A 22944-nucleotide genomic window follows, 5' to 3' on the forward strand; every position below is an offset into this window, starting at 1 on the left:
GGCGCGCTCCCTGATTATTATGCCTTGATTGTGAAGGACAGGGCTGTTCAGTCGACAGTTGCAAAAACTGGCTAATATGCTCAAATTAGAGTCACTTTGATAACCCCTATAGGCAAAGTGATGGAATTAACGCGCAACGACCGTAGGCTGATCGGTGTACTACAACGCAACGCTCGCCAGACTATCAGCGAGTTGGCGAGGCAACTGGACCTGTCAAGGACGACCGTGCAGAAGCGCCTGGCACTGCTGGAGTCCAGCGGCATCATCGCTGGCTACCAGCTCAAGTTGGGCGACGTCTATGAATCCAGTACCTTTCAGGCGTACGTGAACCTGGTCGTGGACCCACACCTGGGTAGTCAAATCGTGTTGGCTCTGGAGCGTATGCCGGCAGTAGAGGCCTTGTATACGGTCAGTGGGAAGATCGATCTGGTCGCGATCATACGGGTTAACTCGCCATCGGAGCTGGATATCACGCTTGATCGTATTGGCGAACTGGACGGGGTGAGGGATACAGAGTCTGCGATTGTACTGTCTACACGGTTTGACCGGCGATAGATGTTTCCGCTGGTCCGTTCAGGGCGAGTCTGTGGAGAACAGTAACAGCTGTTCTTGATTGCTCCGGTTGCGCGGTTCCAGGCGCAAACCAGCTCCCAGCAGGCGCACCGGGCGGCGCCCTCGCTGCCAGGCCGTTTGCAGGAGGCCATGGTAGGCCGCCACATTCAGCCAGTGTTCGCCGTTGTCCGGGATAATCTCTTCCATTGTGGTCTGGGTAAAGTCGCTGAACTTTACCTTCACCACACGTTTGTGGGGTCGGTATTGTTCTTCTATCGCATGGAAGCGTGTTTCCAGGTCATTGAGTAATTCGTCCAGTGCCGCGGTCATAGCGTCCGCCTCGGAAATGTCCTCGCTGAAGGTATTCTCTACCGAAATGGATTTGCGTATGCGACTGGTGCGGACCTCGCGATGATCGATACCATGCGCCAGTTGCGAGAGCCTGGAGCCGTATTTGCCGAACTTCCTGACCAGCGTTTCCAGTGGTACCTGTTGCAACTCGCCACAGGTCTTCGCGCCAAGAGCGGCCAACTTCGCGGCGGTAACGGAACCCACTCCATTGATGCGTGATACCGGTAAATCGCGCACGAAATCGGCAACCGCGTCGGGCGCAATGGTAAAGCAGCCGTCTGGCTTGTTCCAGTCACTACCGACTTTGGCGAGAAACTTGTTGGGTGCAATACCGGCAGAGACGGTAAGCTGTAATTCCTGCTTGATACATTGGCGTATCTGCTGGGCAATAAGCGTGGCACTGCCCTGGCAGTCAGAGCAGTCACTGACGTCCAGATAGGCTTCGTCCAGGCTCAGTGGCTCAATGCGTTCCGTGTAGCGGCGAAAAATGGCATGGAACTGGCGTGAAACCTCACGGTAGAGTTCAAACCGAGGCCTGAGTATCACCAGGTGGGGGCACAGTTGCCGGGCGCGGCTACTGGGCATTGCGGAATGTACACCAAAGCTGCGCGCAGCGTAGTTGCAGGTGGCGATAACGCCCCGGCCCTCTGCGGCACCGCCTACGGCAAGTGGCTGTCCGGCAAGCGAGGGATCCTCTCGCGCCTCGACCGAGGCATAGAACGAGTCAGCGTCGAGGTGAATGATCTTGCGCCCGGTTTCCGGTTCGCGGGGTGGTCTGGGCGGGTGGGGCGATGTCATGCTGATATCTGGGTGCTCGCAGCTATCAAGGTTAATACGAAATGAGTCTGCCGGGCTAGGCGTCAAGCGAACGACAGGTGTCCATCCATGATTGTACTGACTCCAGCGGGTAGCGCTGCCTGGTAAGTGCAAAATAGAAAGTGCGGCGCATATCCCGCCTGGGTAGGGCCAGCGGCACCAGGTCCCCGTTGGCGAAATTACGCTGTAATACGATGCGCGACAGGCAACCAATCCCCAGTCCTGACTCCACCGCATTCTTGATGGCCTCGTTATGGTGAAACTCCATATATACATTGAGGTCAGGGAGTAAGCCGGCCATGGCCTTGTCAAAAGTCTGGCGCGCGCCGGAAGCGGGTTCGCGAAGTATCCAGGCCGCGTCTTTTATGTCACGGGTAGACAGGCTGCGTTTGCGCGCCAGTGGGTGATTGGCGGCACAAAAAACCACCAGCTCATCCTCTCGCCAGGGAATCAACTTCAGTTCCCGGTGCTGGACCTCGCCTTCTATCATGCCGATGTCGATCTGGTAATCGAGCACCTTGGTCACAATTTCCGGCGTGTTGGCGATCTCCAGGGCGACATCTGCCTGAGGATACTGCGACAGGTAGTCGGCGAGATAGCGCGTTGCCAGGTGGTTGCCTATGGTGAAACTGGCACCCACCTTGATATGTCCCAGCCCTTTATGGGTCTTGAGTACTTCCTCAAAACTGAGCGCATGGTCGACCAGCGACTGGGCTTCTTTACGGACGGTCTGACCCACTGCGTTCAGCGTCAGTTTGTTGCTGACCCTGTCGAACAATGCAATATCGTAGCCGTGCTCCAGGGTCTGCAGGGCTTCGCTGGCGGCTGACTGTGACATATGCAGGGTGTGGGCCGCGCGAGAAATACTCTGTTGCCTGGCCACTTCGAGGAAAATCTGCAGTTGTCTCAGTGTGTACTTCATATCTGCGGTTCCAGCTGTGTATCGGTAAAACCGATAGAATGATCCATGATATCCTGTTTTACATATGGCACCAATGCCCGTAACCTTCGCCTCCAACAATAACCTGGGAGCCATGCTGGGCCGCAGCTCCCAATAGCAGCAGAGGAATGCAATTATGGCAGAGCAGAAAGCAACCAACGTGCACTGGCACGAGGGCGACATCACACGCGAACACCGCGAAAAAATTCTCGGACACAAGGGCGCGACGCTCTGGTTCACCGGACTCTCCGGATCTGGAAAAAGCACCGTGGCAGTTGAACTTGAAGGCACCCTGCATGAAATGGGCATACTGTCCTATCGCCTGGATGGCGACAATGTGCGCATGGGCATTAACAAGAACCTGGGTTTCTCTGCGGAGGACCGCACTGAGAATATTCGTCGCATTGGTGAGGTGGCCAAGCTGTTTGTGGATGCTGGCCAGATCGCCCTGTCCAGTTTTATAAGCCCGTACCGTGCGGACCGCGATCAGGTGCGTCAGCTGCATGACGAGGCCGGTATGGAGTTCATTGAGATCTTTGTCGACTGTTCGCTGGAGGCCGCAGAGGAGCGCGACCCCAAAGGGCTTTATAAGAAAGCGCGTGCGGGTGAGATCAAGAACTTTACCGGAATCGACGATCCCTATGAGGCGCCCAATAACCCTGAAATACACCTGCACTCGGACAAACAAACCCTGCAGGAAGAGGTCGATCAAATTCTTGCCGTGCTGCGCGAGCGCGGCATCATCAAACAGTAACAGGAGAGCACCATGATCAAGCCACACGGTTCAGATGAACTGAACCCGTTATTCGTCTACGACACTGAAAAACGCCACGCACTTATAGCGGAAGCTGAAAGCCTGCCCTCGCTGCTGCTGAATTCCGCGGCCGCGGCCAACGCAGTGATGCTCGGTGGCGGATATTTTAATCCACTGACTGGTTACATGAATCTCGCCGATGCGCTCTCGATTGCCGAGAACATGCACACTACATCAGGCTTGTTTTTCCCTGTGCCCATTCTCAACATGACCGAAGAGGCTGGTGTTGAGGCGGGTAGCCGTATCGCACTGCGTGACCCCAATGTTGAGGGTAACCCTGTGCTGGCGATTATGGACGTCGAGGCCGTGGAGACGGTGACTGACGAGCAAATCGACTTCATGGCGGAAAAAATCTTCCGTACCCTGGACGGGGCGCACCCCGGTGTAGCCACCTTCAAAAGCCTGGGCAAGACCGTGCTCTCGGGTCCTATTCAGGTGCTTGGCTTCTCCTACTTCCAGGCCGATTTCCCGGATACTTTCCGCACCGCCGTAGAGATTCGCAACGAGATTGCGGAACACGGCTGGGAGAAGGTCGTTGCCTTCCAGACGCGTAATCCCATGCACCGGGCACACGAAGAACTCTGCCGCATGGCGATGGAGGACCTGGGCGCCGACGGTATTCTCATTCACATGCTTCTGGGTAAGCTGAAGCCGGGCGATATTCCTGCCGAGGTGCGTGATGCGTCCATTCGCAAGATGGTGGAAGTGTATTTTCCTGCCAACACCGTCATGATTACCGGTTACGGCTTCGACATGCTCTATGCTGGCCCGCGCGAGGCGGTGCTGCACGCTGTGTTCCGCCAGAACTGTGGTTGCACGCACCTGATCGTTGGCCGTGATCACGCCGGGGTGGGGGACTACTACGGTGGCTTTGACGCGCAGACTATCTTCGACGAGGAAGTGCCCGCAGATGCGCTGGAGCTGGAAATCTACAAGGCGGACCACACCGCATACAGCAAAAAGCTGAACAAGGTGGTAATGATGCGTGATGCGCCCGACCATGCCAAGGAAGACTTCGTGCTGCTTTCAGGCACAGCAGTGCGGGAGATGCTGGGCAAGGGTATTGCGCCTCCTCCGGAGTTTTCTCGCCCTGAGGTCGCCAGGATCCTGTCCGATTACTACCAGTCGCTGGACAGCTGAAGACCTGGCGTAACCGTCAATGGCTGGCGCCGGGAAAACCTGGGCGCCAGCCCACTCCAATACGGAAAAGCAAATGAACTACGATCTTTTCAATGGCGACGCAGATGGGATCTGCGCGCTTATCCAGTTGCGCCTCGCCGAGCCGCGCGATGCCACTCTGGTCACAGGTGTGAAGCGTGATATCAACCTGCTCGCCAGGGTCGAAGCCGCACCGGGCGATGATATCACCGTGCTCGATGTATCCATGGACAAAAACCGGGCAGCGCTGGACACCGTTCTGGCTGCAGGAGCAAAAGTTTTCTATGTAGATCACCATTTCCCAGGCGAGATTCCAGATCACGCGGGCCTTACCAGTATCATTAACGAGGCCCCCGATGTGTGTACTGCAGCGTTGGTCAACGGTCACCTCGGCGGAGCACATGTCGACTGGGCCGTGACTGGCGCGTTCGGTGATAACCTCAAGGACACAGCGCGAACGCTCGCCAGGGACCTGGAGTTGTCAGCAGCAGACCTTGCCTCGCTGGAGCGGCTGGGCACCTGCATCAATTACAATGGCTATGGCCCGGCGATAGAGGACCTGCACTTTGACCCTGAAGAGCTATATCGAAGGCTTTACGCGGCGGGTTCACCCCTGGAGTTCGTGAGTGCATCGCCGGACTTCACTCGACTTGCGCAGGGTTATGACGCGGATATGGCGCAGGCTGCAGCGTTACAACCTGTCCATGCCAGTGAGTCTGTTGCAGTGTTTATGCTGCCCGACGAGGCCTGGGCCAGGAGGGTAAGTGGTGTATACAGTAATGACCTGGCTACCGATAACCCCGGTAGAGCCCATGCAGTGTTGACGCGCAAGGCCAACGGTAATTACCTGGTCAGCGTTCGCGCGCCATTGAGCAACAAGCAGGGCGCGGCAGAGCTGTGTATGCAATTTCCCACCGGTGGGGGCAGGGCAGCGGCAGCGGGTATCAACGACTTGCCCGAGGGCAGCCTGGAGAGCTTCACCAGCGCTTTCGCTGAAGCCTACTCCGGTTAACTGGCTTTGAGTGAATCGTTATTCGGGGGCCGTTGCTGACAACTGCTGTACCTGATCCACGAAGTGCCAGGGCGCCAGCATCGGCTTGAGCGCCTCTGCACTCACCGGCTCGCTGAATAAATAGCCCTGAATCAGGTTGGCACCGTTGGCGGTGAGAAAGTGGAACTGGGCCTCTGTTTCAACCCCGGTAGCCAGGGCCTTCAGTCCAAGGCTGCGCGCCAGGGAAAGGATCGCCACAACCAGTTTTGCGCCGGTGTCAGTGCGGTCCGCTTCCAGCAGGAAGCTGCGGTCAATCTTTAATTCATCCAGCGGATACTGGCTGAGATAGTGCAGTGGGGAATAACCCGTCCCGAAGTCGTCCACTGAGAGATAAACGCCGCTGTCGCGCAGCGCCTTCAGCGCGCCGACGGTCTCGGTTTCATTGCTGCTCATAATCGCCTCGCTGAGACCTAATTCGAGTTGATGGGCTTCTATTCCTGACTTTGCCAGTGTTGCATTGACCTTCTCAACGAAGGCCATGGAGAACTGCAGCGCGGATACGTTGATCGCTACTTTGCCCAGTTTGACGCCCTCATCATTGAATCGACGCACCTGCCTGCAGGCCTCAACCAGTACCCAGTCACCCAATTGCTCCATCAGCCCCGCTTTCTCTGCCAGGTTGACAAACTTGGCGGGCGGTATCTGGCCCAATTGCGGGTGCTCCCAGCGCAGCAGCGCCTCGGCACCGATGACGGACCCCGAGTTGGTATCGATTTGTGGCTGGTAAGCAAGGCTAAGACCACCCTGTTCCAGGGCGGTACGCAGGTCTGACTCCAGGCGCAGGCGCTCCGCACCCTGGTGACCCATGTTGCTGCGGTAGAAGCGATAGCGGGTTTCACTGCCGTCTTGCTTGGCATGATATTTGGCGGTACTCGCAGCTTTAAGCAGGCTCTCTACATCCTTACCGTCGGTAGGTGCGATAGCAATGCCCACGCTGGGGTGCAGCGACAACTTGTGCCCGGCGATAGTCAAAGGGGCTGTGAGGTTGTCGATCAGGCGGCCGGCCACCACAGCCGCCGAATCCGCCGAGTCGAGCTGATTCAGGATGATAGTGAATTCATCCCCGCCCAGTCTGGCGACATCAATCCCGGTCTTGCCGTCTGTGAGATAGCCGACGCTATCGCTATCGCGCACTGTTCGGGTAATGCGTTTGCTAACCTCCACCAACAGTTTGTCACCTGCACCCATACCCAGAGAGTCATAAACGCGTTTGAAGTCATCAAGATCGACAAACAGCAGGGCGAGAGTATGACCATGGCGCTGGTTCAGCTTCAGTAACAGGCCGAGTTGTTCTGTGAGCAGGTGCCTGTTGGGTAGTTTGGTAAGGTCGTCATAATTGGCCACCTGTTCCAGTTGGTCGCGCGTCTTGTTTGCTTCCTCCATTGCCTTGTCGAGAGCTTGACTGCTTTCCGATAGCTGCGAGCTGCGCTCCTGAACTTTCAGGCTGAGCAGGCGCTTGTCAATTTCGTGTACTTTTTTCGAATCACGGATGCCCTCGATAACGCCGTTAAACAGCCGGGTGATGTCCTCCAACTCCTCGCCACCACCCACTTTGATCGGCTCGTTGATCTCCCCGGCAGCGACGGCGTCAGCCATTAGTGCCAACTCTCGCAGTGGCCGGGTGACCCGCCTGGCGATCAACCAGGCAAGCAATCCACCGAGCATTGCCAGCAGCAAGTGGAAGAGCATGACACGCAGGCCAGCTGCAAGGGATTTCTCAATGAGCACGGCCGGATCCGACAATATGTGTACATAACCTATAACGCGCTGACTCGCATTGGCGCTATCGCCGGTTATAGCAACAGTAAAGTCTGTTGCGGTGAGTCCGGCTGCACCGGTGTTGACCTTGGTAAGAACCGGCAGGGTCTGATAAATGGGGGCATGTGAATTGCCCAGTGCCTGCCAGAGACTCAGGCGCAGTGGTGCGCCGGTCCCTGCGTCAAAGAAGCGTATGCCCCCATCCAGGGTCATCATACTTCGGCGTACCCCGGTAAAAGAGTCAGGCTCATGCCGGTTGGCTCCCGCGCGCGTGGCGCTGGCGAGAAGCTCGCCGAGGCCATTGAACACCTGTGCTGTGGTACCTGAGTCAGAGGAGAGAAACTGGGCGAGAGCTTGTTCCAGCTTTGCCCTGTCGGATTGGTAGATGAAATACTGCAACCCCGGTTGCCCGCGCAGATTGGCCTCGGCCCGACTGGCCAGTGCGGCGGTCTCCAGTTCGAATTCGCGAAGTGCCGTAGCGATGCCTGAGATCACCCCGATGGCGACAAGAGTGACGGCAAAGGTCAGACCCAGGCGGACTGAAATTCTCATCCGGCCCCAGCTTCGTTGTTTCCTGTTAACCCGGTGAAGGCAGTCATTGTCCTCGCCCAGCGCCCCTGTGTTTGCGTCTTTTTTCGTACACTGCTTCCTGGCAGGCCTGTGTCCAATCCAATGGCTGGAGTGCAGTAGTTTATGTAGAGGGAAGCTAGCATGAGGAAAGTGATCCTCGCAAATTCAAAAGGGAGAATAGTGCAGTTGTGTCGGTTGCGTAAAGGTGACAAAAGTTACGCGAAACAGGTCACACTACGCACCTCTGTCTCTGTATTTGCCTGTCCATTATCGACGCAACAAAGTATGCTAATGGCTTTAATAGGAAGGAAAAGAAGAAGCCGTCAATGATTGACCAGTTGTTGATCGTCGGGTTGTTTGCGTGCCTGGTTGCCAGCCTGATCTTTACCGATTGGCCTGCCGTCTGGGTGTTCACCTGTTCCATGCTTGCAGCCTATTTTGTCGGTCTTGTTGATACCGCAGACGTTCTGTCAAAGGCCTCCAATAGTGGCCTGATTACTCTTGTATTATTGTTGCTGGTATCCGTAGGCCTGGAAAAACTGTCCTGGCTCTCTCGCCTGTCTGGTCAACTGGTGACGGAAAGCTACACCTTCAGCCTGCTTCGCCTGGGTGCCGTGACGGCATTTTTCTCCGCATTTGTTAACAATACTGCGGTAGTAGCAACGCTTGCTCACAGTGTGCGCAGTAACAAACATCACCCGGCGTCACGCCTGCTGATTCCCCTTTCGTACGCCGCGATACTTGGCGGGACAATGACCTTGATTGGTACCTCCACAAACCTGATCGTGAGCAGCTTTCTCGAGGACGTCACCGGCACCGGCTTGGATTTTTTTGATTTCTTTGCGATCGGTGCAACCGCGACTGGACTCGGGCTTGTCGCGCTGGTTTTCTCTGCACGCCTGCTGCCGGCCACAGAGGACGATGCGATCGACATTACCGAATACCTGATTGAAGCAGAAGTGGATCCTGATTCAGCGCTGGTGGGAAAAAGTATCACGGAGAACAAACTGCGCGACCTGGAAGACCTGTTCCTCGTTGAACTTGTTCGTGGCGAGCACCTGATTTCACCAGTTGCCCCGCAGGAGTTTATCGAGGCAGGCGACAAACTGATTTTCTCCGGTGATATCAACCAGGTCAGTACCCTGGACGAGATCGACGGCCTGCGACTGTTCGCGATAGAAGAGGGCCTGCTGCGGGAGAATATGATCGAAGTTATCGTGATGCCCAACGCGACTATCGAGGGTAAGACGATAAAAGATAGCGGATTCCGATCGCTGTTTGATGCCGCGGTGGTCGGCATGCGTCGGGGTGGTAAGCGCCTTTCGGGGAAACTGGGCAACATCACCATACAGGCCGGCGATAACATGATGCTCGCGGTGGGCGCTGATTTCAACGAACGCAAGAACCTGGGCAAGAACTTTGTTGTGGTAGATGAGTCTGTGGGCGGGGTTAAAACAACACCACTGCAGAACTACTTGATTACTGCCGTGTTGTTGGTGGTCATTGTACTTGCAACCACTGGCATCGTGCCCCTTATCAAGGGTATGGCTTTTTTACTGGTCACCATGCTGATGATGAAGGTGGTGCGGGGCTCAGAGCTTCGTAGACGTTTTCCCTTCGAGATCTGGTTGATTATCGCCTCGGCCCTCACGCTCTCTCAGGCATTGACCAATACTGGTGTTGTGGGTGTGCTGGCTAATTTTCTACATGAACATCTGGCGGTTCTGGGGCCCTGGGCCGCGCTGGCAGGAATCTATTTTGGCACGCTGTTACTGACTGAAATGATGACCAACAATGCGGCGGCAGCACTGGCGTTCCCGATCGCCTTTGGTCTGGCGGAGAGCTACGGTCTGTCGCATATGCCGTTTATTATGGCGGTGGCGTATGGCGCCAGCGCGAGCTTTTTAACGCCCTATGGCTACACCACCAACCTGATGGTGCAAAACCTGGGTGGTTATGGGCTGAATGATTATTTCCGCGCAGGCCTACCCCTGTCCGTGGTCTATTCGCTTGTGGTGCTGGTGCTTATTCCCCGTCTGTTTCCGTTTTAGTGAACTACAGGGTGTGATTGAGCCAGGTATCGATAGCTTCAACCGCGCCATCAGGCTGTTTCGCCCACCCGCTATGTCCGAGAAACTCTCCCTGCTGCTGCTCGCCAAGATGCGTGCGTTCAATTGACGCATTGCAGAATGGCGAGAGGGCGCGTTCCACAGCGGCCGCTGTGCTGAACTGGTCTTTTTCGAAGCTAAGGGAAATGACCGGGCCCGCGTAGTCGACGAGCGCATCTGTCAGTCCCTTGTGGCTGTCGAAATCGAATTCGCCACTGATTGCCCACTGTCTCCATTGCATCATCATCGCGATGGATTCTTTTTCCCCAAAACCGATGAGGTGACCTGGGTAGTAGCCCGGGAAAACTGCGAACAGCGGTATGAGCCTGCACAATAGCTGAAGCATCCGTTTTTGCTTGCCGCTGTAGTCACCGATAAAAGGGAATGCGCAGGCCAGATGAACCACACCGTGTATCTCACCCGGGTGCTGCCCCGTATAGAGAGTCGACAAGTGTCCCCCCAGGCTGTGCCCGCCGATCAGGCGAGGTTTATTCTCTACCTGCTCTTGCAGCCATTGCATAACAGCCGGGATATCTTGTTCTAGTGTTTCAGTAAAAGAATAATGACTATTGTAGCCGGGCTGGAGTTTGCTAAGGCCGTGCCCGCGCTGCTCCATAATCGCGGTAGAGCAGCCTCGCGTCGAGAGTCCCGCCGCAAGAGGGCGGTAGAGCTTGGCCTGAATACCCAGCGCTGGCTGTAACAGCAGGGTTGCCCTGGGTGTCTGCGCGGGAGACCAGTAAATGGGAATGCTGGTGCCATCTTTAGCAGTGATATGACGTGTTTCCATTAGCGCTTTATATCACATAGTTGCACTGATCAGGGTTTCGCGGGCGGTGGCTGCAAAAATCGCTCATTATTAACGCAGCAGTCGTTGACCACCGGAGTAGGAGAACCTTAAGCTCATGGTTTTGTAACCCACGGAAACCTGAATGTCACAAAAGGAACTGCTTGCAAGGATTGATCGGCTCGAAGCCCTCGATGAGATACGCCAGTTACCGGCCAAGTACGCGCTGTCGCTGGACATGCGTGACCTGGACTCACACGTTAACCTGTTCGCACCTGATATCCGCGTTAGCCGTGACAAGGTCGGCAGAGCGCACCTGAAGCGCTGGCTGGACGACACCCTGCGGCTGCAGTTTACCGGCACCTCTCATCACACCGGTAATCACATTATCGAGTTTGATGACGTCGATCATGCGCATGGTGTTGTGTACAGCAAGAATGAGCATGAAACACCCTGCGCAGATGGCAGCATCGAGTGGGTCATTATGCAGATGGTGTACTGGGATAATTATGAGCGAGTGGAAGGGCGCTGGTACTTTCGCCGCAGGTTACCCTGTTACTGGTACGCGACGGACCTCAATAAACCGCCCGTTGGCGATAACAAGATGCGCTGGCCTGATCGCGAGCCCTATGCCGGGGCGTTCCACGACCTCTGGCCTTCCTGGGAATCCTTCTGGGACAATCCACCAGATGCTGACGAGCCAGAAGTGGCGGCACCAGCACCGCTGGACCAATTTCTTTCAACCATGCGCGGCGATGCCGGCGAACCAAAAATCAGGGTACGTTGAACCATGAGCACTGACCTATTTACACCTCTGGCCCTGGGCCAGTTGCAACTGAGCAATCGCATTGTTATGGCGCCTATGACACGCAGTCGTGCTGGCGCCAACGGCATGCCCAACGACCTGATGCTGGAGTATTACCGACAGCGCGCCGGGGCGGGCATGATCGTGTCTGAAGGTATTGCGCCCAGCGCGGCAGGGCTTGGTTATTGTCGCACGCCAGGTATCTATACAGCAGAGCAGGTCGCCCAGTGGCGGCGCATCACGGATGCTGTGCATGCTGAAGGAGGGACTATTGTTGCCCAGATCATGCATGTAGGTCGCGTTTCCAATGCCCTGAACAAGCCCGATGGGGCAGGGACGGTCGCGCCATCCGCTATTCAGGCAGCCGGCGAAATCTATACTGACCAGTCCGGAATGCAACCACATGATTGCCCCGTGGCACTGAGTTCGGAGGAGGTTGCTGCGGTGATTGAGGAGTATCGACAGGCAACGGTAAATGCCGTCGAGGCTGGTTTTGATGGGGTAGAGCTGCACTGTACAAGCGGCTATCTACCCGCACAGTTTCTTTCCACCGGCACCAACCAGCGCACCGACAATTATGGCGGCACGGTAGAAAACCGCTGCCGTTTCGTGCTGGAAACGCTGAGTGCCATGGCATCAGTTTCCGGTGCAGGCCGCGTCGGAATGCGTATCTGCCCGGCTAACCCGTTCAATGACCTCCACGATGATAATCCGCAGGAAACCTTTGAACACCTGCTCGCGCAGGCCCAGGGGCTGGGTCTTGGGTACCTGCACGTCATCCGTCTGCCCGGCGGCCGGGTAGACAACCTGGAACTGGGTCGACGCTTCTTTGGCGACCGATTGATTGGGAATGATAGTTACAGCTTTGAGGAAGCGGAAGAGGCTGTAGCTAAAGGAGAACTGAGCGCGGTTTCCTTCGGCCGCCACTTCATCGCGAATCCCGATCTTCCGGCGCGCTGGCGCAGTGGCGACGCCCTGTCGCGTTTTGATCCCGCCACTCTCTACACACCCGGTGAAAAGGGCTATATCGACTACAGTAATGCCTGAAATCACCAGGACGAGCAGATAACGATGCCCGTACAGCCCGTTGACCTGGCCGGTTGCAAACTGCTTGTTACCGGGCCCACCGGACAGGTGGCGATGCCAGTCGTTGAGCATTTCGCCAGGGTGGCTGACGTCTATGCCTTGGCTCGATTCAGCAAGCAGGAAGACCGTGATCGCATAGCGTCGATGGGGGCGAAGGTGATCGCAGCTGATTTATCCAGGCCCGATACCCTGGCCGCGATCCCTGACGATATAGATTACGTGCTGAATTTTGCGGTGGTCAAGAGTGGTGACTTTGAGTATGACCTCGCCGCCAATGGGGAGGGCGTGGGTAACCTGATGATGCGCTGTCCGCGCGCCAAAGGCTTCGTCCACTTCTCATCGACCGCGGTTTATGAATATGCCGGTCAGGAGCCTCGTAAGGAAAACTCGCCACTGGGTGATAATCATCGAGTCATGTTCCCGACCTATAGTATTTCCAAAATTGCCGCGGAGACAGTGTGTCGGTTTGTCGCCCATCAGCAGGGGATTCCCACGACAATCGCCCGGCTCAGCGTCCCCTATGGCGACAATGGTGGCTGGATGTACTTCCACATGTTGATGATGCAACAGGGCATTCCCATCGAGGTCCATCCGGATGCGCCCAATTACTATAATCCTCTGCACGTAGACGATTACATTGCCAAAATTCCCTACCTGCTCGGCGCCGCCAGTGAAGAGGTAACAACGATGAATTTCGGCGGCTCGCAGAAGGTGAGTATAGAAGAGTGGTGTGCCTACATCGGCGAATTGACCGGTCTCGAGGCCAGCTTCAGCGCGAACCCCAGGGCTTTTGGCAGCCTTGCAATCGACACCACGAAAATGGAAGAGTTGATTGGACCCACTTCAGTTGATTGGCGCGATGGTATCCTGCGTCAATTACAAAGCCTGGCGCCAGGGGTATTACGCGCTGCCAGCTAGACCAGCGAGGGTGTTTGCTGGCAGCTGGCGCTGTTTTCCCTCCAGGCGGCTACTTGACGGCGCCACCACCGTCAACGGAAAGGATCTGACCTGTAATGAATGAGGCGCGGTCGCTGCACAGAAAAACCACGGCCTCGGCAATTTCTTCCGGCTCACCCAGGCGGTTCATCGCCGCCGCGCGCTTCAAGCCCTCGGCGATCTGCGGCTGGTCCTCAAAGTACTGCTCCAGGCCCGGTGTGCGGATCACCCCTGGTGAGACGGCGTTGATGCGAATGCCCTGGGGACCATATTCCGCCGCGGAGCTCTTGGTCAGCAGGTTGACGCCGCTTTTCGCTGCCGCATAGGCGGTATTGAAGGCCTGCCCCCGCAATGAGGCGTTGGAGGAGATATTGACGATTGCACCGCCGCCCTGGGCAAGCATCGCGGGAATTTCGTACTTCATGCACAGCCAGGTATTAGTGAGACACATTGCCAGGGTCTGGTCAAAAATCTCTCTGGTGTATTCATGAATCGGGCCCGAGCCCTTGCTGAGTGCGGCGCTGTTGCAGGCAATGTCCAGTTTTCCGCAGTTTTTCAGCGCAGTATCGACCATTGCTTTGACGGACTCCTCGTCACTGACGTCGCCATAAGCAAAGCTTGCCTGGCCGCCCTGGTCGAGAATCAGTTGTACAGTCTCTTCGCCCGCCTCACGGTTGAAGTCGGCGACAACCACTGACGCGCCCTCGGCGGCAAAGCGCTGGGCAATGGCCCGGCCTATGCCCTGTCCGGCACCGGTGACAATGCCCGATTTATTTTCCAGTAACAGCATTTTCATTCTCCGTTTGTTGAGGGCAGTGGGCGCAGGGCGACCATCACCATAGGTACGACCAGAACAGCGGCCATGGCACCGGCCCAGAGGCCTTTGAAAAGAGAGTAGTTTAGTGGATTTACCTGTTCTATGCCGAACAGGTAGAAGCCCGCCAGGGTAAGCGGGGCGATCAGCAGGCAGCCGATCAATCCAAATAGTAAAGCGCTCTTGAAGACAGAGTAGGGGAAACGGTCGGCCAGGCGCTGCAGTGGTGACTGTGGTCCGAGATCTATGCTCTGCAAGCGGCCTTTCCTCAACTTGCTGCGCTGCAGGGGTATCACGATCAACGCTACAATGAAGGGCAGTAACAGTGCGGTAGCGATGATGTCTATGGCAAAGCTGTGCTCGCCCCCCCACTGCAGAGCAGGCCCGGAACGCAGCAGGAGCCAGGCGATCAGCCCATTGAATACAGCATTTGACACGCCACCGATCAGTGCTTCATGGCGCAGGTGGTGCCCAGCGGGAGCGTTCATGGCTGCTGATTCCTCGCTTGTTCAATTATCCCATTATGATAGTCTGCAAGACGGGTGGGGCAAGGTCTCCACCGATCATATTTATAAACATAATCAATCGCGGTCTGCATGAAAGAAGTTACCGTTCCGGCGAGAAAGTTTCTCCGTTTGCTGGATTACCTGCAACATCTCGGGTTGGACGCGGACGCCATTGCCGCTTGCGTAGGCCTCTCTATCAGCCGTGTCGAGGCTCTTGACCCGGGCGATCCGTTGTCTGGCAGGCAGTACTCCGCGCTCTATAAAGAAGCGGTCACACAGATGCAGACCCTGAAGCAGCCGCTGCCCTGGGGTGCGGGTGTCGGCAGTGAGGCCTTCGCCCTGATGTGCCATTGCATGATCAGTGAACGTACACTGGGCGAAGCGCTCACCATGGCGTCCCGATTCGAAAAAATGCTTTACCCGATGATAGGTCACCGGGTGGCTATTGATGTGCATGGCGAAGAAGCGCGCCTCTCCTACCAGATCAAGTTTACCGAACGCGGAGCCGCGCTGGCGCCCGAACACTGGGATCGCGCCGACTACCAGGACACCGTGGCCAAGGCTTCAGGGTTGCTGGTCTGGCGCGCACTTTGCGGCTGGTTTGTTGGCGAATGCCTGGAGGTGACTCAGGTCGAGGTGGCGGCACCGTTCGTCAATAGCGCTTATCACGACAGCATGACCGCGAAGTTTGGCGCTCCCGTTGAGTTTGATACGGCGGAAAACCAGTTTCGCTTCCCCGCAGCGCAGTTGACGCGCCGTATAGTGCATACCACCGAGTCATTGTGCGAGTTCCTGGATAATTCGGTGTACCAGCTTATTCTGATCGACCGTGAGCCATCGAGCACCAGTGCAGCGATCAAGTCGCTGATCAGCATTGACCTGGCCACAGGTCTACCCTCGTTTACCGATGTGGCGCGCCAACTGCACATGTCCGAATCAAGCCTGCGCCGACGCCTGCAGCACGAGTCAACGACCTATCAGCAGTTAAAGGACGAGGTTCGATGTCAGGTAGCCGTGGACAAATTGCTCAATGAAGATACCAAGGTCGCAGAATTATCCGACTACCTGGGTTTTACAGAGCCCAGCTCGTTCGTGCGTTCTTTCAAGAACTGGACGGGAGAAACGCCCCGTAGTTACCGCGACAAAATTCAGTCGCTGGGTGGTGGTCAATCCTGAGCGCAAATGTCAGCGGATTAGATCAGGCTGGTTTATTCCAATGCGCATCGTATAAACGATAATACTTGCCGTGTTCATGTCGCAGTCACAAGGAGCAGAATTATGCTGTTAGAAGGAAAGGTCGCACTGGTAACCGGCGCAGGGCAGGGTGTCGGTCAGGGTATTGCCCTGGCACTGGCAGCGGAGGGTGCCAGGGTTGCCGTAACCGGACGGACTCTGGAGAAACTCGAAACCACCTGTGCGCTGATTCATGAGCGTGGCGGGGAAGCGTACCCGGTGCATTGCCAGGTCAAGTCACTGGCTTCGCTGGAGGAGTGCGTGGAGTCGGTAGTGGCGCATTTCGGCGGTTTGCAGATCCTGGTCAACAATGCGCAGGAGGTGCCGCTGGGTACCCTGCAGGATGTCACCGACGAGGCCTTCACTGCTGGCTTCGAGTCGGGGCCTCTGGCGACCATGCGCATGATGAAGCTCTGCTACCCACACTTAAAGGGTGACGGTTGTATCGTTAACCTGGCCAGTGCTGCAGCCAAGCGCTGGGATATGAGCGGCTATGGCGCCTACGCGGCCACCAAGGAAGGCATCCGGTCACTGACGCGCGCAGCCGCCTGTGAGTGGGGCGGCGACGGCATTCGCACCAATGTGATTATGCCTCATGCGACCTCGCCGGGATTGAAATGGTGGGTGGAAAACCGTCCCGAAGAGGCGGCCGAGTTCGTCGCCTCAATCCCGCAGCGCCGTATCGGCGACTGCGAAGAGGACATCGGGCGCTTCGTCGCCCTGCTGTGCAGTAGTGGCTCAGCCTATGTCAATGGGCAGACCATTGCCCTGGATGGCGGTCAGGCGTTTATTGGATAAAGGGTATGACTATGCGGGTGATGGTGACAGGCGGAACGGGCTTCATTGGCTACCACACAGTGAAGGCGCTTCTGGATGCCGGTATTGAGGTGAGTTTGCTGGTTCGCAGCGAGGAGAAACTGACCAAGGTCTATGGTGAGGGCGTGGTACAGCACTTCACTTGTGGGGATATTGCCGACGCGGATTCAGTCAACGCGGCGATGCAGGGGTGTGATGCAGTGATTCACGTGGCGGCCCTGGTGTCCACTCAGGCTGCCGACGCGCAGCGGGTTTACCAGGTCAACCTGGAGGGTACGCGTAACGTCGTCGGGGGTGCTGTCGAAGCAGGCATGGAGCGGGTAATTCATGTGTCGAGTGTGACTGCGCTGTATGATCCTTCTGCTCGTATCCTTAATGAGGACTCACCCACCTCGCCAAAGCCGACAGGCTACGGTCGCTCCAAAGTGGCCTGCGAAAAGTATGTTCGTGCGCTACAGGAAAGGGGGGCGCCCGTTACCATCGTCTATCCCGCCTCGGTAATGGGCCCGGATGCCCCGGAACTTACTGAGCCGCATATTGGCTTGCAAACTTACCTGGCACAGTTTGTCCCCTTGATGAGCTCCGGGAACCAGTATGTGGACGCCCGTGACATCGCCAGCGCGCATCTGCAGATACTGCAGGGCAAGGCTGCGAGCAATCGTTTTGTGCTGGGCGGTCATTACATCCCCTGGCGCGAGTTAGGTCCTTTGCTGCAACAAATGACCGGTCAACGCATCATCAAGGTGCCGGTATCAGGCGCTGCCATGCGTATGCTGGGCAGTATTACCGAACGAGTCTCGCCTTTGTTTAACCTGGATGTGCCGCTGACCCGGGAAGGGTTGAACTATGCCACGCGCTGGGTGCGCATGGACAATAGCCGGATCGAGAAGGAGTTGGGCTTCCAGTTCCGGCCGGTGGAGGAGACGCTCGCGGACACCATACGCTGGATGTTTGAGGCGGGCTACCTTACGGCAAAGCAGGCAGGGAAGATCGCCGAGTAGCGGGTATCGGGAGTGGTATATTCCTCCCGGGACTTCCCGTTTGAAAAAAAATGGCCTAAAATCACAAAACCGTGTCCCATATCAATACGTGGTTGCGGAAGGCTTGATGTACTATGTTTCGCGAGTACGTAAACTGGCAGTTGCTCCAGAGCCGTGTTAAAAACAAAGTATGCGGCCAGTAGAGTGGCCCCAACAGGGGGCATGTAGTGTTAAAACGGAGTTATGCTGTCCCATACAGCGCAACATAAGATGCCGCTAGACCTGCGTTTCAACCAGTACTGTTATGACAGATTTTGCCGGCGTATGGTCGGCTCCAGCAGGGCCGGAGAATAAATCGGCTCGCTCAAGCAACTAAAAAAAACAGCGGTCCAAGCCGCCTTGACTATCAAAACGCACCACTACACTCGCAGAGGGAAGTAATATGAAGAAGAAGCTGCTCGCCATGTCGGTTCTCGCCGCCATCAGCACGCAAGCCAACGCTTTTCAGTTCGACACGTCAGATGACTGGGAAATCCGCTGGGACAACACCGTCAAAGCCAATGTCATGTCCCGTGTGGCAAGACAGGATAAAGACGTCAATACGCCTCGCCGTGGTGCAGCGTTTTTTCTCGCTGACGACGCCAGTCTCTCGGTAGATCGCAGCAACGGTGGCATCGTCAGCACCCGTCTGGACGTGCTGTCAGAGTTTGACGTGATCTGGCGCCAGGACTTCGGTTTCCGTATCAGTGGTTCCGCCTGGTACGACTACGCATATAAGGATTCGGATCACCCGTCCGATCGAATTTACACCTGGGCAAGTTCCAGCGTTGATCCGGGTGAATATTCCGATGCGGCTGATGACCTGCACTACTTCGGCGGTGAGATACTCGACGCCTTCGTATTTGGTAACTGGTACTTTGGCGACACCTCCCTGGGTGTTCGAGCCGGCCGGCACACTATCTACTGGGGCAACAGTCTGCTCGCCACCGGTGCGATAGCCGGTATAGGCGGCGCCATGGCGCCTCTGGACTTCTCCAAGGCACTCTCGGTACCCGGCTCGGAAGCGAAAGAATTGTTCATGCCCACGGCCAAGATCTCTGCCGTATTCCAGCCTACTGAAAACCTGACGCTGAATGCATTTTATAACTTCGAGCATCAGCGCTACCGTCTTCCGGAAACGGGTACCTACTTCAGCCCCACTGAGGGCCTGACCGAGGATACCGACTTCATTACCCTGCCGCCCGGCAGCCCTTCCGCGCCGTTTCGTACTGGTCTGAGCGGCAACAAAGACAAGCATGATAGCGGCGACTGGGGCTTCAACGTGCAGTATTTTGTTGACGCCTGGTCGTTGGAAACCAGCTTTATCTACCTCAACTACGTGGACAAGAACCTGCACGGTCTGCACGCCGGTTTCGATACAGGCCAGCTTGCCAACATTCAGGCCGCCAGCAACCCGCTGGCAGCAGTGTTGCTTTCCAGTTGGAATGGCGGTTGTGCCGCGGGTGTACTGGAGCCATGTCCGCCGAATGACCCGGTTATTGATCCTGGCGCCGGAACCATTGTATATGGCCAGGGCGGGTGGCTGTTCAAAGACGATATCGATCTGTATGCCATATCACTGGCGAAAGAGATCGGTGGCATCAGCGTCGGGGCAGATATAGTCCTGCGTCAGGATACCGGTCTTGCCCCTGACCTTGCTAAAGGTCTGCAGCGTTTCTATGGCGCACCTGAGCCCTTTGTGCCACTGATTGAAAGCGCGCTCGGCCTAGGTCATATCCCCGGCGATTATGATAGCTACGACTCGTCCAATTACCTCGGTCCGGTTGGCGATGTCTGGTCCGTTGTAATCAACGGCGTAGGCCTACTGCAAAGCGGGCGTTTCTGGGACGGCGGTTCCTATATTCTCGAAGCAACTTTCCAGATGCTCGATGACTGCACCGAGAACTGTGAATTGCTTGACTACCGCGTCTACGAAGACCGCGTCGTCAGCACCGTTGCTGCGGTTTTCCGCCCTACCTGGTACCAGGTTGCACCTGGCTGGGACCTGACTCTGCCCATGGCTGTTTCCTACACCATTGACGGAGAGAAGAGCCCCTTCACTTTCGGCGGCGATGAAGAGCGCGGCAGTGGCAGCATTGGCGTGGAGATGGTCAAGGATGGTGTATGGATTGTCGATGCGCGCTATAACGCCTATTTCGGCCCCGTAAACGCCGGCATCGCTGGCTTGCTCAAGGACAGGGACAACGTCTCCCTGACTGTAAAGCGAACCTTCTAGGAATGGTCTAGTCTACTGCTATAACGCTATAAAAAGATCGTATAAGAGGATTTACCTATGATGTATAAGAAAACTCTGGCTGCAATATGTTTTAGCAGCTTCGTTGCCGGCGGTGCCATGGCGGCGGTTTCCCCCGAGGAAGCGGCTCGTCTCGGCCAGGACCTCACGCCCATGGGCGCTGAGGCCGCAGGTAACGCAGATGGGAGTATTCCGGCCTGGAACCCGGCCGGCACGCCCATCCCCGCAAACTTTGTTGCCGGCTCCGATAACTACGTCAACCCCTACCCGGATGAAAAGCCGATATACAGCATCGACGGCAGCAACTATCAGGAGTACGCCGACGTTCTGACCGAGGGCACCAAAGCAGTATTCCAGAAACTCGGTGCAGATGGGTTCAGGATGGACGTCTATCCAACCAAACGCGAGTTCGTTGTGCCCGAGTGGATCTACGAAAACACCGCCAAGAACGCTGTGGCGGCGACGGTTGAAGACGGAGGCCAGCGAGTGGCAGGTGCTCTTCCCGGCGTTCCGTTTCCTCTGCCGCAAAGCGCGCTGGAGGTATTGTGGAATCACTTGACCCGTTATCTGACCGATCACTCGGTCACCTATGACACCTACTACGTCAGCTCTAACGGCAAACCCATCCTCTCTACTACCGGCTTCATTACCAATGTTTTGCCGATGTACAAGGTGCAGGACCAGGTGATTGGCGACATCCCGTGGGTGAAATTGCGCATTAACTACAAGGCGCCTGCCCGCCGTGCGGGTGAAATCCTTCTGGTGCATGAGCCCGGCGCTGACTTTACCGCTGGCAAGGGTCGTAAGGCCTGGCAGTACCTGACCGGCCAGCGTCGTGTGCGCCTTGCGCCGGCCGTATCGTTTGATACGCCGAACCCAGGTGTTGCGGGTACATCTACCTACGATGACTCCTTCATCTTTAACGGTTCTCCCGAGCGCTTTGACTGGAAGCTGGTTGGCAAGAAGGAAATGATCATCCCCTACACTTGCTACGATTTTGTCTTCCAGACAGAGGTGAAGGACGTGCTGGGTGAGAAGTTCATCGACCCGTCGGTGATTCGCTGGGAAAAGCACCGTGTATGGGTGATAGAGGCCACTCTGAAAGAGGGCAGCCGTCACCTGTATAGCAAGCGTCGCTTCTACATTGACGAGGACAGCTGGCAGGGACTTGCAGCGGAGAATTATGACGGTCAGGGCAACCTGTGGCGCGTGCAGTACGCCTACGGCGCCAACCTTTATGATATCAAGTCCAATTACCACTTTGCGTATGGCGCATACGACCTGGTACAGGGCCTCTACAACATTAACACCAAGCCCGTTCCCGGCGGTTTCAAGAACGGTGTAGAGCAGAGCGACTCCTACTTCACGCCCAAAGGCATGGCTCGTAGCGGTGTACGCTAGGGTATGTTGAAATCGGGGGCGCTACGTTTCGTGGCGCCCCTTTTTTGTCTAAAAACTGGATAATTACGGGAAGCAGCCCCATGGGAATAAGAAGAGCGCTGATAGGGATTCTTTTCGCGGTCGCAATGGCACCGACAGCGAACATGGTGTCTGCGCAACCCTATGACGTACTGGACCTGCCGGCAGTGCCCAGTGAACTGGCCGCCAGGTCGCTTATATTCGCCGTGCGCGAATTTAACGGCAAGTACTACGCCACGGGTCATCGTGGTCATATTCTGTATTCGGATGATGGCGTTAACTGGACTCAGGCGGAAGTGCCCGTACGCAGCAGCCTTTTGGATATCTACTTCGTGACACCGGAACTGGGTTGGGCAGTGGGTCATGAGGGTGTAATACTGCACTCCTCAGACGCAGGCAAGACCTGGGTTAAGCAATATGACGGTGAGCGTTATGGCGAAGAGGGTTTGGCCTACTATAAGCAGCTCACGGCGGATAACCCTGACAACGAATTGTACCCGTTCATGGTTGATGAGATGCAGTTTGCCATCGAACAGGGAGCGGATAAGCCGCTGTTCAAGGTGGAGTTCCACTCACCAACATATGGCCATGTGCTGGGCGCATACGGCATGATTCTGAAGACGGAGGATGGCGGCAAAAGCTGGGTCCATGTTCTGGAAACTACTGAAAATGACTCCTTTTACCACGTCTACGACGTTGCCAATCTTTCCGGGAAAAACCGTTTCTTCATGAGCGGTGAGGCGGGCTTGTTCATGATCGGTGATGCCGATACGGAAGTAGCAACACTGGTGGAGACAGTGCCCTGGCAGGGAAGTTTCTTCACGACGGCAGCGACACCGGGCGGTGCTATCGTGCTGGGTGGCCTTCGCGGCCGCATGTTCCGTACTGAGAATGAGGGGCAAACCTGGGATGAGGTGCCCAAACGCCCAACCAGTTCCATGGTTGATTCGGTGGTGTTGGATGATGGCCGCATCGTGTTTGTGGGTATCGCAGGCGAGATCCTTATCAGTGATGATGATGGAAGGACATTCAGCCTGGTGCCCCTGACCACTGGCAATCGGATATATGCCGTAGAGGAGGGACCATCAGGCAGTTTGCTTTTGGGCGGTCCCGCAGGCATCGAGAAGCTGAAGCTTCCGCAATAACAATAGATT

The 22944-nt window shown here is 56.3% G+C and carries 20 protein-coding genes; 14 read left to right on the forward strand and 6 right to left on the reverse strand.

The annotated features are described in order from the left end of the window. Nucleotides 1–120 precede the first annotated feature (120 nt). Nucleotides 121–555, forward strand: coding sequence for an Lrp/AsnC family transcriptional regulator (locus C0039_RS10855; RefSeq protein ID WP_076001490.1), 435 nt, complete (start codon nt 121–123; stop codon nt 553–555). 18 nt (nt 556–573) lie between these two features. Here C0039_RS10855 and dinB read toward each other — a convergent pair whose 3' ends face one another. Both dinB and C0039_RS10865 read right to left on the reverse strand, forming a co-directional pair. Next, the gene (gene dinB, locus C0039_RS10860) at nt 574–1701 is read right to left on the reverse strand and encodes a DNA polymerase IV (protein WP_101518089.1); all 1128 of its coding nucleotides are present in this window, start codon (nt 1699–1701) and stop codon (nt 574–576) included. A gap of 55 nt (nt 1702–1756) precedes the next feature. After that, nucleotides 1757–2641, reverse strand: coding sequence for a LysR substrate-binding domain-containing protein (locus tag C0039_RS10865; RefSeq protein WP_076001488.1), 885 nt, complete (start codon nt 2639–2641; stop codon nt 1757–1759). Nucleotides 2642–2795: 154 nt separating this feature from the next. Between C0039_RS10865 and cysC the strand changes: the two genes are divergently transcribed. From cysC to C0039_RS10880, 3 genes are all read left to right on the forward strand, one after another. Beyond that, a complete protein-coding gene (gene cysC, locus C0039_RS10870; protein WP_076001487.1) occupies nt 2796–3413 on the forward strand; it encodes an adenylyl-sulfate kinase in 618 nt (205 codons plus the stop codon). A 12-nt stretch (nt 3414–3425) separates the two neighbouring features. After that, complete coding sequence (gene sat, locus C0039_RS10875) at nt 3426–4613, forward strand: sulfate adenylyltransferase (RefSeq protein WP_076001486.1); 1188 nt, start codon at nt 3426–3428, stop codon at nt 4611–4613. Between the two features lie 73 nt (nt 4614–4686). Beyond that, a complete protein-coding gene (locus C0039_RS10880) occupies nt 4687–5643 on the forward strand; it encodes a DHH family phosphoesterase (protein WP_076002424.1) in 957 nt (318 codons plus the stop codon). An 18-nt stretch (nt 5644–5661) separates the two neighbouring features. Here the strand turns inward: C0039_RS10880 and C0039_RS10885 are convergent, their stop codons facing one another. Further along, nucleotides 5662–7992 carry a putative bifunctional diguanylate cyclase/phosphodiesterase gene (locus C0039_RS10885; protein ID WP_101518063.1) on the reverse strand — a complete coding sequence of 777 codons (2331 nt, stop codon included), beginning with the start codon at nt 7990–7992 and terminating at the stop codon, nt 5662–5664. Nucleotides 7993–8336: 344 nt separating this feature from the next. Here C0039_RS10885 and C0039_RS10890 point away from each other — a divergent pair, with 344 nt between their 5' ends. Next, nucleotides 8337–10061 carry an SLC13 family permease gene (locus C0039_RS10890; RefSeq protein WP_076001484.1) on the forward strand — a complete coding sequence of 575 codons (1725 nt, stop codon included), beginning with the start codon at nt 8337–8339 and terminating at the stop codon, nt 10059–10061. Nucleotides 10062–10065: 4 nt separating this feature from the next. Here the strand turns inward: C0039_RS10890 and C0039_RS10895 are convergent, their stop codons facing one another. Beyond that, on the reverse strand, nt 10066–10905 hold the full coding sequence (locus C0039_RS10895; protein WP_076001483.1) for an alpha/beta hydrolase family protein: 840 nt from the start codon (nt 10903–10905) through the stop codon (nt 10066–10068). A gap of 142 nt (nt 10906–11047) precedes the next feature. Between C0039_RS10895 and C0039_RS10900 the strand changes: the two genes are divergently transcribed. The 3 genes from C0039_RS10900 to C0039_RS10910 are packed head-to-tail and all read left to right on the forward strand — an operon-like array spanning nt 11048 to nt 13711. Further along, entirely contained in the window at nt 11048–11689 is a 642-nt protein-coding gene (locus C0039_RS10900; RefSeq protein WP_076001482.1) for a nuclear transport factor 2 family protein, read from the forward strand. Between the two features lie 3 nt (nt 11690–11692). Continuing rightward, entirely contained in the window at nt 11693–12754 is a 1062-nt protein-coding gene (locus C0039_RS10905; protein ID WP_076001481.1) for an alkene reductase, read from the forward strand. 24 nt (nt 12755–12778) lie between these two features. After that, nucleotides 12779–13711, forward strand: a complete 933-nt coding sequence (locus C0039_RS10910; RefSeq protein WP_207796428.1) for an NAD-dependent epimerase/dehydratase family protein — start codon at nt 12779–12781, stop codon at nt 13709–13711. 49 nt (nt 13712–13760) lie between these two features. Here the strand turns inward: C0039_RS10910 and C0039_RS10915 are convergent, their stop codons facing one another. Further along, nucleotides 13761–14519 (reverse strand): SDR family NAD(P)-dependent oxidoreductase, encoded by a 759-nt coding sequence (locus C0039_RS10915; protein WP_076001480.1) that lies wholly within the window; start codon nt 14517–14519, stop codon nt 13761–13763. Nucleotides 14520–14521: 2 nt separating this feature from the next. Next, nucleotides 14522–15031: a hypothetical protein gene (locus C0039_RS10920; RefSeq protein WP_076001479.1), complete on the reverse strand. Its 510-nt coding sequence runs from the start codon at nt 15029–15031 to the stop codon at nt 14522–14524. Between the two features lie 108 nt (nt 15032–15139). Here C0039_RS10920 and C0039_RS10925 point away from each other — a divergent pair, with 108 nt between their 5' ends. From C0039_RS10925 to C0039_RS10950, 6 genes are all read left to right on the forward strand, one after another. Beyond that, complete coding sequence (locus C0039_RS10925; protein ID WP_084179879.1) at nt 15140–16225, forward strand: AraC family transcriptional regulator; 1086 nt, start codon at nt 15140–15142, stop codon at nt 16223–16225. Between the two features lie 102 nt (nt 16226–16327). Next, nucleotides 16328–17080 carry an SDR family NAD(P)-dependent oxidoreductase gene (locus tag C0039_RS10930; RefSeq protein ID WP_084179878.1) on the forward strand — a complete coding sequence of 251 codons (753 nt, stop codon included), beginning with the start codon at nt 16328–16330 and terminating at the stop codon, nt 17078–17080. A 5-nt stretch (nt 17081–17085) separates the two neighbouring features. After that, entirely contained in the window at nt 17086–18099 is a 1014-nt protein-coding gene (locus C0039_RS10935; RefSeq protein WP_101518064.1) for an SDR family NAD(P)-dependent oxidoreductase, read from the forward strand. Nucleotides 18100–18520: 421 nt separating this feature from the next. Then, nucleotides 18521–20353 carry a DUF1302 domain-containing protein gene (locus tag C0039_RS10940; RefSeq protein ID WP_101518065.1) on the forward strand — a complete coding sequence of 611 codons (1833 nt, stop codon included), beginning with the start codon at nt 18521–18523 and terminating at the stop codon, nt 20351–20353. Between the two features lie 57 nt (nt 20354–20410). Next, nucleotides 20411–21772, forward strand: a complete 1362-nt coding sequence (locus C0039_RS10945; RefSeq protein ID WP_076001474.1) for a DUF1329 domain-containing protein — start codon at nt 20411–20413, stop codon at nt 21770–21772. 80 nt (nt 21773–21852) lie between these two features. Beyond that, nucleotides 21853–22935 (forward strand): WD40/YVTN/BNR-like repeat-containing protein, encoded by a 1083-nt coding sequence (locus tag C0039_RS10950; protein ID WP_076001473.1) that lies wholly within the window; start codon nt 21853–21855, stop codon nt 22933–22935. Nucleotides 22936–22944 lie beyond the last annotated feature (9 nt).

The organism is Pseudohalioglobus lutimaris, from assembly GCF_002866825.1.
GTDB lineage: Bacteria > Pseudomonadota > Gammaproteobacteria > Pseudomonadales > Halieaceae > Halioglobus > Halioglobus lutimaris.

Coding starts and splice junctions, on each gene's coding strand:
- C0039_RS10855 (WP_076001490.1), top strand. CDS start 121: ATGGAATTAACGCGCAACGACCGTAGGCTGATCGGTGTACTACAACGC.
- dinB (WP_101518089.1), bottom strand. CDS start 1,701: ATGACATCGCCCCACCCGCCCAGACCACCCCGCGAACCGGAAACCGGG.
- C0039_RS10865 (WP_076001488.1), bottom strand. CDS start 2,641: ATGAAGTACACACTGAGACAACTGCAGATTTTCCTCGAAGTGGCCAGG.
- cysC (WP_076001487.1), top strand. CDS start 2,796: ATGGCAGAGCAGAAAGCAACCAACGTGCACTGGCACGAGGGCGACATC.
- sat (WP_076001486.1), top strand. CDS start 3,426: ATGATCAAGCCACACGGTTCAGATGAACTGAACCCGTTATTCGTCTAC.
- C0039_RS10880 (WP_076002424.1), top strand. CDS start 4,687: ATGAACTACGATCTTTTCAATGGCGACGCAGATGGGATCTGCGCGCTT.
- C0039_RS10885 (WP_101518063.1), bottom strand. CDS start 7,992: ATGAGAATTTCAGTCCGCCTGGGTCTGACCTTTGCCGTCACTCTTGTC.
- C0039_RS10890 (WP_076001484.1), top strand. CDS start 8,337: ATGATTGACCAGTTGTTGATCGTCGGGTTGTTTGCGTGCCTGGTTGCC.
- C0039_RS10895 (WP_076001483.1), bottom strand. CDS start 10,905: ATGGAAACACGTCATATCACTGCTAAAGATGGCACCAGCATTCCCATT.
- C0039_RS10900 (WP_076001482.1), top strand. CDS start 11,048: ATGTCACAAAAGGAACTGCTTGCAAGGATTGATCGGCTCGAAGCCCTC.
- C0039_RS10905 (WP_076001481.1), top strand. CDS start 11,693: ATGAGCACTGACCTATTTACACCTCTGGCCCTGGGCCAGTTGCAACTG.
- C0039_RS10910 (WP_207796428.1), top strand. CDS start 12,779: ATGCCCGTACAGCCCGTTGACCTGGCCGGTTGCAAACTGCTTGTTACC.
- C0039_RS10915 (WP_076001480.1), bottom strand. CDS start 14,519: ATGCTGTTACTGGAAAATAAATCGGGCATTGTCACCGGTGCCGGACAG.
- C0039_RS10920 (WP_076001479.1), bottom strand. CDS start 15,031: ATGAACGCTCCCGCTGGGCACCACCTGCGCCATGAAGCACTGATCGGT.
- C0039_RS10925 (WP_084179879.1), top strand. CDS start 15,140: ATGAAAGAAGTTACCGTTCCGGCGAGAAAGTTTCTCCGTTTGCTGGAT.
- C0039_RS10930 (WP_084179878.1), top strand. CDS start 16,328: ATGCTGTTAGAAGGAAAGGTCGCACTGGTAACCGGCGCAGGGCAGGGT.
- C0039_RS10935 (WP_101518064.1), top strand. CDS start 17,086: ATGACTATGCGGGTGATGGTGACAGGCGGAACGGGCTTCATTGGCTAC.
- C0039_RS10940 (WP_101518065.1), top strand. CDS start 18,521: ATGAAGAAGAAGCTGCTCGCCATGTCGGTTCTCGCCGCCATCAGCACG.
- C0039_RS10945 (WP_076001474.1), top strand. CDS start 20,411: ATGATGTATAAGAAAACTCTGGCTGCAATATGTTTTAGCAGCTTCGTT.
- C0039_RS10950 (WP_076001473.1), top strand. CDS start 21,853: ATGGGAATAAGAAGAGCGCTGATAGGGATTCTTTTCGCGGTCGCAATG.